The organism is Candidatus Cloacimonadota bacterium (assembly GCA_028706475.1).
In the GTDB taxonomy this organism is placed as follows: Bacteria; Cloacimonadota; Cloacimonadia; order Cloacimonadales; family Cloacimonadaceae; genus UBA5456.
Genome location: JAQWBI010000004.1, coordinates 61,095 through 69,724, shown reverse-complemented (window position 1 = coordinate 69,724; position 8,630 = coordinate 61,095). Strand labels below are relative to the sequence as shown.

Here is an 8,630-nt window from a genome sequence, read left to right as displayed (position 1 = left end):
CATTCATCATTCATCATCCAGTCTCCTGGTGGTATGCCAGCGGAGAAATCCCTTGACAATGCCCTCAATCAAATTTAGCAGGTATTTTTCATGCTAGAATTCCCGGAATCTTTCATACAACACAGAAATAATTGGATACCAGCTTTTCAAAGGACAGCACATGCAAATACACCGCACTCTGATGCAAAGTAAAGCCCTGCATCAATTTATCAAGTATGTCATCGTAGGATGCATTGTAACTGTAATCGATATGCTCGCTCTGCACTTCAGCTATCGTGTCCTGGCTGTACCGATCAAGATATCTGTAATCATAGGCTTTATGTGCGGCAATGTCTCCAGTTTCGTATTCAATAAATACTACACTTTCCGCAATTTCTCTCCGGCGATTATCCGCCAATACATCAAATACTTCGTTACCAGCATGACCGGTTTGCTCTGGACATTACTGCTGATGACCCTGTTTTATGAGCATCTGAATCTATTTGCCGGGACCACTCGTTACAACTACCTCTTGTGCAAGATGATAGTGGCGGTGATGGTGATGTTTTGGAATTTCATTATCATCCGGCATTGGACTCTGGCGGATTACAATTTTGCGTATCTACCGCCTTTATCCATTTACGGCAAGGCACCGGGCTGTCACCTTAGTGTAATAATTCCCGCCTACAACGAGCAAGACCGCCTTCCCGCCACTTTGAATGACGTCTTCGCCTGGCTGGAGAAACAGGACTTTTCCTACGAAGTACTGGTGATCAACGATGGCAGCAGCGACGTAATGGTGGATACTGTGAAGCGTGAATATTCCGCAAAGCCTGGTCTGATGCTCTGGTCTTTGCCCCGAAACATGGGTAAAGGTGCCGCAGTGCGGGCGGGGATGCTATTGGCAAAGGGTGATTACCGGCTGTTTATGGATGCGGACAATCAGATTCATATTGATGAATTGGATGCTTTTCTGCCGCTGGTTCAAAGTTCACGGGTAATCATCGGATCTAAATATGCAGCCAGGGGCGGTTCCCGGGAGGAGATTACAGCTTCGCGCGTGGTTGTCTCCCGCTTGGGAAACCTGATTATCAAGCTGCTACTGGGTTTGGAGTTGAAGGATACACAATGCGGTTTCAAGCTTTTTCCAGCGGAGCTTGCCGAGGCGGTATTCAGGATGCAGAGAATGGGAAGATTTTCCTTTGATGTGGAGATCCTCAGCCTGGCTCAGCTTTTCAGTTGTGAGATAATGGAACTGCCCATCAAGCTGTATCCAGCCTCTCAGAGCAGAGTGCGCACGCTCAAAGACAGCATCAGTGTGTTTACCGATTTATTGAAGATCAAGCTGAATATCTGGAGACGCCGTTACAAGGTTTCAGAGCTGGAAAGGCCAGTAGAAACCACGAAATTGCAGCGCGAGTTTTAGGATGCATTTCTCCACCAGGATACTCAGCCTTGTTTGCTTGATCATATTGCTTGTGGTAGCGTTTGGAGTATGGCAGATCAATCGCAACACTCATTATTGCTCCGACGACTATCTCTACAGTTTCAAGTTCAATCCCGGATTTGCAGGTGAGGATCACGCCGGACTGGAGTATGAAAGGATCCAAAGCGTTCCGGATTACCTAGCTTCATTAAGCAATCTTTATCACACTCTCACCGGCAGAATCGTACCGCATGCCCTATTGCAATTCTTCCTACTATTTCCCACGTGGGTCTTTGATTTGTTCAATACCCTGGCTTTTATAGCACTTAGTTTGCTGTATGGTACCTGGATAGCCGGGCGCAGACACGATCTAAGGATTCCGCTCAGTTTGCTTGCAGGCATGATATACTACCTGATAGTGGCCTTGAGCAGACGGAATTTCTATTATCCCGCTTTCAGTTGCAATTATCTGTGGACACAGGTTATAGTCTTCGGATTTCTGATCCCGGTGCGTAGATTGGTGCAGGAACAGAACGCCGGTGCGGGGGGGATCCCGATGGCGATATTGATGTTCGTGGCGGGATTGATCACCGGAGACACCAATGAACCGGTGATTCCCGCGTTACTATTGGCCATGGGCGTCTATCTGCTGATCAGGCTGTTTATCTCCCGGCGGAAATTGCCACTGTGGTATTACAGCGGCATGGCGGGCTTGCTGATAGGCTTCATGTTTCTATACTTTGCCCCGGGTAACAGCGGCAGGGCTGCTTATGAGGCAGAGAGAGCAGGAAGTGGTGCCATCGGATTCAGCTTTGCCAATCTGTTTCCCATCGCCCGGGGGAGTCTGGCATCGATACCAATAGTGTTACTTGGAATATGGGGTTTGTTCCGTGTGGATAGAAGCAGTCTTCAGCAAAACTGGCACAGCTATCTTTTCCTGTTTCTGCTCTATTCCGGCAGCATCTTTGCCCTGCTTTTTGCCCCAATCTATAGTAGCCGTATGACGCTTTTGTATTCTGGATTTCTGCTGCTCTTGTGCACTCAGCTTTTTATGGCTAATTGGAAGCGGAAAACGGGCATTCTCGCCCTTCTCATCCTGATCGTAGCGCTGCCATTTACGCTGAGGCTGTATGCGGATTATGCCTGGTCCCAGCGCACAGAAAAGGAGTATCAGCTTTTTTTGGAACAAGTGGAGGAGTGCCCTTCGGATTCGTGTCTGGTACAGCCCCGTGGCTATCATGAATCCCTCACGGATGTGAACTGGGCAAAGCCTGTTGCCACATATTATGGTAAAGAGTACCTGGGAGTAACTGACGAATACTCCATTGAGCTGTTGGAAAACTGGAAAGAACCGGATTACAAGCAGCTGTATTCGCCAAGGCAGGATGGTCCAGTGCAACTATATGGCTTGCGCTATGTGGATCACAATTCTTATGGCCGAAGCTTATATGTGTTGTTGAAAAGTGAGGATATTGAACTCCATGATTTGAATGTGGATCTGAAATCTGCCGACCTACCGGATTGGCTGGAGCCGGTAATGGCTCATATTCCAGGGGAGCTGCTTTACTACCTGCTGCCGGCAGTAACTATTCCCCGGCCTTTGGTGGCCACCCGGATGGGAGAAGTAACCATGTATGTGTTGCCGATGCCCATTGAGGATGGCAAGGAAGACATCATGAGCATCCAGGTAAGGCGGGGCAGAAACAGGCTAATGAAATTCTTCCTGCAGGATGTCATCTTCCACTGAGGATTCCCGTTTTTCTATGGGAAGCACTTTCTTTCACCATAAGCGCCAGAGTAATCCAAAAGAGTAAACTGATTGCATACTGTTGTATAAATATATCGGTGAGGCAGGCAAAAAGCAGGGAAAGCATCCCTGTCAACACGCAAAATGCTACCATATCGTTCTTGGGCTTCACGGCTTTCAAGTGATATAATAGCATGCTTTTGAAGATGATGACAATATAGGCCAGAGTGCCGATAATGCCTATCTCCAGAAACAGATTGATATATACGTTGTGAGCGTGTTGCGCATATAGATTTGGCAGGGGAACCATGTTGTGATAGATATCTTTCCAAGTGCTGAATCCAATGCCGGTCAAGGGATTGTCTGCGATCACAAAGATGGCTTTGTACCATGCTATCAGGCGGATCAGGATCGAGATATCCAGCATTGAGACCATTTCTCCACGCTGCATCATCGAGGAGGGTATCACCAGCGGGATCAGGGCTATGGCGATGAATCCCCATATCCGGAGGCGGCGGTACTTGAATACCAATAAGCCCAAACCGAATACAATCGCCAACATCGCCATCCGGGTGTAGGTAAACAGCATTCCCAAAAAAACGATCAGCGCTCCTAAGAGCCAAAACAGGCGCGATTGATTGAGCTTTGCCCCCAAAGCCAGGCCCAGGCAGAAGAAGAATGCCAGAATGTAAAAACCATTGATGGTCATGGCGTTTGACCAGGTAGAACCGATCCGTTCTGTGGGATTTGTTATAGCTATATAGATGCCAAAAAGCGCCACAACAATTGCTACCAGGCTGATCAGACGCATCCATAGATCCAAAGCAGGTTTGTCTTCCCTACTATTACCGATCACCAAAAAACAGAGCAGGGGGACTACAATGCTAGTTACAAAATATAAAATTCCTCCTTCCACGTAGGTCTTGCTGAGAGCTATAATGCCAAATGCTATTAAGACAGAGAAGCTAAGGGGGTATGAAATCAACAGTTTCCAGGGGCGTACATGCCTGAAATCAGCTACCAGAACCAAGATTAACATGGCCATTGCAAAGTAGAAGCCAAGCTGCATGGGCAGTAAAAAAAGTGTGCTTACCATCACCAGCATGCGAGGCAGAGTGATGCCTCGAAGTAGTAAAAACATCAGCCAAAAGCTGATAAATGCCAAAGCTTTCACAACAGTACCAGTGCTCTGCATCTGAAGGACAATACCGATGCCTAAGGAGGCACTAACTATGCTAAGAGCCGCGAGTCCGGTGAGGCTATAGATTGCTGTCTTGCTTTTCATGCAGCTGGTGTTTCAGTTCGCGCAGACGTTCCGGTTGTGAAAAAATGATCTCTTTTACGATGGCCAATAGAATCGAGAAAACGGTGGCCATGAAAACGGTGACAATGCAGATTACAGCACGGCGTGGCCGCTCCCTGAGTCCCGCTTTGCGAGGAGTATCCAGGATCTCGAGCTGGGGCAGATTCTTCTGTTCTTCCAATAGTGCTTTCTCGTATTCCGGACGTACATAATCGTGCACAACCATCAGGATGTTCAGATTCATCTGCATCAGCGCCATCTTTGCCGATAGCGAGGGCAGGCGGGAGAGATCCAGTTGAAACTTGTTTGGGGCTTCAGGGTCGGACTCTTCCAGATCACGGATCTGCTTTTCGGTAATGGAGATTTGGGAGAGAATATCCTGCACTATTACAGATGATGCAGGATAGTTTGAACTGGCAAGCTCCAGTTCGATCTCCAGCTTCATTTTGGAGGTCATCAGCCGGGAGTATTGTGCGATCAATTGTGTGGATTGCTCCTCTAAATCCACTGCGTGATGCTTGCTTTGAAACTTACTGATCTCAGTACGCAGGGAGTCTATAGAGTGCCGGATCTCATTTACTCTGCCTTCCAGAAAGATGCGGTTTTGCCGGCCTTTCACTATGCGGTTTTGCCGCAGGTATGCTTCCAAACTGCTCAGGTAGAAATCAGCGATATCCCGAGAAAGAGCTCTTGACTTCGTTTCCACAGCCAGAGTGATGAGATAGTTGTCTTCACTAAAACTGATCTGAACGACTTTTTTTAGCTTTTCCAGGGCATCGTCCATGTTTGTAAGGGGATCGGGAGATTTGAGTTTGAAGTATTCAATCAGTTTGAAATGGTGAATCACTTCTTCCGATAACCTTCGTGAATTTATGATGTCGATGGCAGTCATCGTCTCATTTTGCATATTTTGCTCCATGAGATCCCGGGCGAGTTTACTCATCGAGGCGCTTGATGCGGAAAGCTCGATATCCTTGTCGCTAAGTGCGTAAAAAGTGGCTTCAGACTTCCAAATCTGCGGTGTTAACAGACTATAAACAACTGCGACAATCGCAGCGAAGGACACGATCGCGATGATCAGCCCCTTGTTTTTCAGGATGATGCGGATGACCTCAATGAGATCAAGTTCGTTCATCGATGTAGTCTCGTTATTCAAATATACTTCCCCATGATATAAATCGTCTGGAACATAATCTTTGCTAGTGGTGTTTTGTCAACCTGAATTCTTTACTGAGCTTTCCGATCGGTAATGGAGGATTCCGATCCTCCGAAAAAAGCAGGGTAGCATCGAAATGCTACCTTACAATAACTCCCAGTAGCATCGGAATGCTACCTTACAATAACTCCCAGTAGCATCGGAATGCTACCTTACCTCCTTGAGTTATCTATACTTGAACCTGATATCATCGGGTTATCATCGAGTGAGCACAGGATGATAACGGCTTGATATCTGCTTCAACACTGTATCAAACATAGGGAAAGAAGAAATGATCCAAAGGCTCCCTTCGGTCGCTGTAGAAATACGGAGATTGCTACCTCATGCTTGACATGACACTAGCTGGGTGCCCTACTTCTGGGGACCTAGCAATCAAGTAATGGGTAGTGCAACAACCCGGATAGGTAACTGCTATTAGTGCCCCAAAGGGCATAAATCCCGCGTAGAGAACCGGCATACAGGATTTGTCCCAGTGATGTCTCACATATAGAATAGGGAGAGAGAAAATCCCTAGCTAAGATAGCCATCATCAGACAATAATGGTGTAAAACTGTGGTAATCAAATTCTTTAGTATAATATCTTTAATAACCTAAAAGGGTCAGTTTTCATTTGATAAAATACCTGAGTCATGTATGATGGCAATAATGATGAATATTCCGGATGTTCCGGAGGAGGAGATAATGAAGACAAATGCATTGACTGTAAAGCGTTGCCTTACTTTGTAGGTCCCCATTGTTATGATGTTCATCTGGGCATGTACTCCGCAAGTGGTTTTACTCCCCAATATTCCTATTTTGAATACTCAAGCGACAGAAACTGCCGTAGCACCCATTGCGGGGCAGGATGCACATTTCATGACAGCTACCGATTACTTCTTTATGGAAGAAGCTCTTCCCAATGATACTGCCTGAGATTTGGTATTTTTGGGTAAGGTCGTGCAGACTCCAAGCATTCAGACGGACAATCAGGGTCAGATGCTGAAGGTTCAGGATGGATCTACAGTGTGGGCACGTTGGGTAGCATCCACCAGGATCGCCACCAGTGCTGATCTCAGTTTGGGAAAGACGGTGATATTCTTTGATGGTGAATGGACTGATGGCGATGTCCGGATATCTCCGAAATCAAATCAGGACGCTCGAAGTCAAAGCTGGATTTTCAGCCGCATTACGGATTCCTCCGAGCTTTTCAAGGGTTATGTGCTTTGCGGCGGAGACATGAAGGTCTCCACCAAGAATCTGAGAGTGGTTGTAACTCAGTAAGAAAGCCTTAGCATCCGATTTGGAATGCTTTTGTAATCCGTAATTTTGCGGGATCGGATATTTTTGTATTGACAGCAGGGGACTTTTTTCCTGCTGTCATTTTTATTGAAGTGAATAAGTAAATACTAATAAAAAGAGGTATAGATGCATACTACAAAGGAGAATATCCAAAAGCTAAAGGACAAACAACAGAAGATAATGCAGATGGGTGGCGAAAAAGCCGTTGCCAAGCAGAAAGCAGCCGGAAAACTGAGCGCTCGCGAACGATTGAATCTGCTTTTTGATCCCGGGACTTTCAGGGAACTGGATATGTTTGTAAGTCACCGTTGTGACAACTTTGGCATGGAAAAGATCGAGATTCCTTCCGATGGCGTGATCACCGGTCACGGTTTGGTAAATGGTAGGCACGTCTTTGCCTTCTCACAGGATTTTACTGCCCGGGGGGGGTCCTTGGGCGAGATGCATGCTGCAAAGATCTGTAAAGTGATGGATATGGCGCTAAAGAGCGGAGTTCCTTGCATCGGGATCAACGATTCCGGCGGTGCCCGCATTCAAGAAGGTGTGGATGCCCTGAAGGGTTATGGCGACATCTTTTTCCGCAATTCACGTGCCAGCGGAGTGATCCCGCAGATTACCGCCATCATGGGGCCCTGTGCCGGTGGAGCAGTATATTCTCCTGCTATGACGGACTTTGTCTTTATGGTGAAAAACACCAGTTTCATGTTTATCACCGGCCCGGATGTGATCAAAGCCGTTACAGGCGAAATGACAACCCAGGAAGAGCTGGGAGGCGCCATGACTCATAATAGCAAGAGCGGAAATGCGCACTTTGCCTGTGAAAGCGATGCTGAAGCCATAGATCAGATCAAGACGCTATTGAGCTATCTGCCTGCGAACAATATGGAAGATCCTCCTTTTGTGGAGACGGCTGACGATCCCTGGAGGGATTGTCCGGAATTGAACGACATCATCCCGGATAGCTCCCGTATGGGTTATGATATGCGCGACATATTGAAGAGCGTGGTGGACGACGGCATATTCTTTGAACCGCACTACTATTATGCTCAAAACATCATCGTAGGCTTTGCGCGTTTGGCAGGGCGCAGCGTGGGTATCGTGGCAAGTCAGCCAACAGTGCTGGCAGGTTGCCTGGATATCGATGCCTCGGACAAGGCCACTCGCTTCATCCGCTTCTGCGATTCTTTCAATATCCCGCTGATTACTTTTGTCGATGTTCCCGGCTATCTGCCCGGGACCAATCAGGAACACAGCGGCATCATCCGTCATGGAGCCAAGCTGTTGTGGTGTTATTCCGAAGCGACGGTGCCCAAACTGACTGTGGTTACCCGAAAAGACTATGGTGGCAGCTACATCGCCATGAGTTCACGTCATTTGGGCGCAGATATGGTCTTTGCCTGGCCCTCTGCAGAGATTGCAGTGATGGGCGCACAGGGTGCGGCTAACGTTATCTTCCGCAAAGAGATTGCCGCGGCAGAAGATCAGGTGGCGAAGCGGGCGGAGATGATCGCTGATTATGAAGAACGCTTCAACAATCCTTATGTAGCAGCCTCCAGAGGTTATGTGGATGCGGTGATTCTGCCTTCGGAGACTCGCAAACGCCTGGTGGACGCTCTGGAAGTGTTAAGCACAAAGAGCGAGAGCTTGCCACCCAAGAAACACGGAAACATCCCCGCATGAG

Annotated in this window: 6 protein-coding genes; 4 read left to right on the top strand and 2 right to left on the bottom strand. The window is 47.5% G+C overall.

Features of this window, described 5'->3' with window-relative positions; genetic code table 11:
- Nucleotides 1–160: 160 nt before the first annotated feature.
- Both PHF32_01945 and PHF32_01940 read left to right on the top strand, forming a co-directional pair.
- On the top strand, nucleotides 161–1,405 hold the full coding sequence (locus PHF32_01945) for a glycosyltransferase (protein MDD4559491.1): 1,245 nt from the start codon (nucleotides 161–163) through the stop codon (nucleotides 1,403–1,405).
- Nucleotide 1,406: 1 nt separating this feature from the next.
- Entirely contained in the window at nucleotides 1,407–3,152 is a 1,746-nt protein-coding gene (locus PHF32_01940; GenBank protein MDD4559490.1) for a DUF6056 family protein, read from the top strand.
- Here the strand turns inward: PHF32_01940 and PHF32_01935 are convergent.
- Both PHF32_01935 and PHF32_01930 read right to left on the bottom strand, forming a co-directional pair.
- Nucleotides 3,139–4,437, bottom strand: coding sequence for an O-antigen ligase family protein (locus PHF32_01935; protein ID MDD4559489.1), 1,299 nt, complete (start codon nucleotides 4,435–4,437; stop codon nucleotides 3,139–3,141). The two genes, PHF32_01940 and PHF32_01935, sit on opposite strands and share 14 nt — an antisense overlap.
- The gene (locus PHF32_01930; protein ID MDD4559488.1) at nucleotides 4,412–5,590 is read right to left on the bottom strand and encodes a Wzz/FepE/Etk N-terminal domain-containing protein; all 1,179 of its coding nucleotides are present in this window, start codon (nucleotides 5,588–5,590) and stop codon (nucleotides 4,412–4,414) included. The genes PHF32_01935 and PHF32_01930 overlap by 26 nt, the downstream gene beginning before the upstream one ends.
- A gap of 1,017 nt (nucleotides 5,591–6,607) precedes the next feature.
- On the opposite strand from PHF32_01930, the gene PHF32_01925 reads away from it, so the two are divergent.
- Both PHF32_01925 and PHF32_01920 read left to right on the top strand, forming a co-directional pair.
- Nucleotides 6,608–6,931, top strand: a complete 324-nt coding sequence (locus PHF32_01925; protein ID MDD4559487.1) for a hypothetical protein — start codon at nucleotides 6,608–6,610, stop codon at nucleotides 6,929–6,931.
- A gap of 144 nt (nucleotides 6,932–7,075) precedes the next feature.
- Complete coding sequence (locus PHF32_01920) at nucleotides 7,076–8,629, top strand: carboxyl transferase domain-containing protein (protein ID MDD4559486.1); 1,554 nt, start codon at nucleotides 7,076–7,078, stop codon at nucleotides 8,627–8,629.
- Nucleotide 8,630: the final 1 nt, after the last annotated feature.

Coding starts and splice junctions, on each gene's coding strand:
- PHF32_01945 (MDD4559491.1), top strand. CDS start 161: ATGCAAATACACCGCACTCTGATGCAAAGTAAAGCCCTGCATCAATTT.
- PHF32_01940 (MDD4559490.1), top strand. CDS start 1,407: ATGCATTTCTCCACCAGGATACTCAGCCTTGTTTGCTTGATCATATTG.
- PHF32_01935 (MDD4559489.1), bottom strand. CDS start 4,437: ATGAAAAGCAAGACAGCAATCTATAGCCTCACCGGACTCGCGGCTCTT.
- PHF32_01930 (MDD4559488.1), bottom strand. CDS start 5,590: ATGAACGAACTTGATCTCATTGAGGTCATCCGCATCATCCTGAAAAAC.
- PHF32_01920 (MDD4559486.1), top strand. CDS start 7,076: ATGCATACTACAAAGGAGAATATCCAAAAGCTAAAGGACAAACAACAG.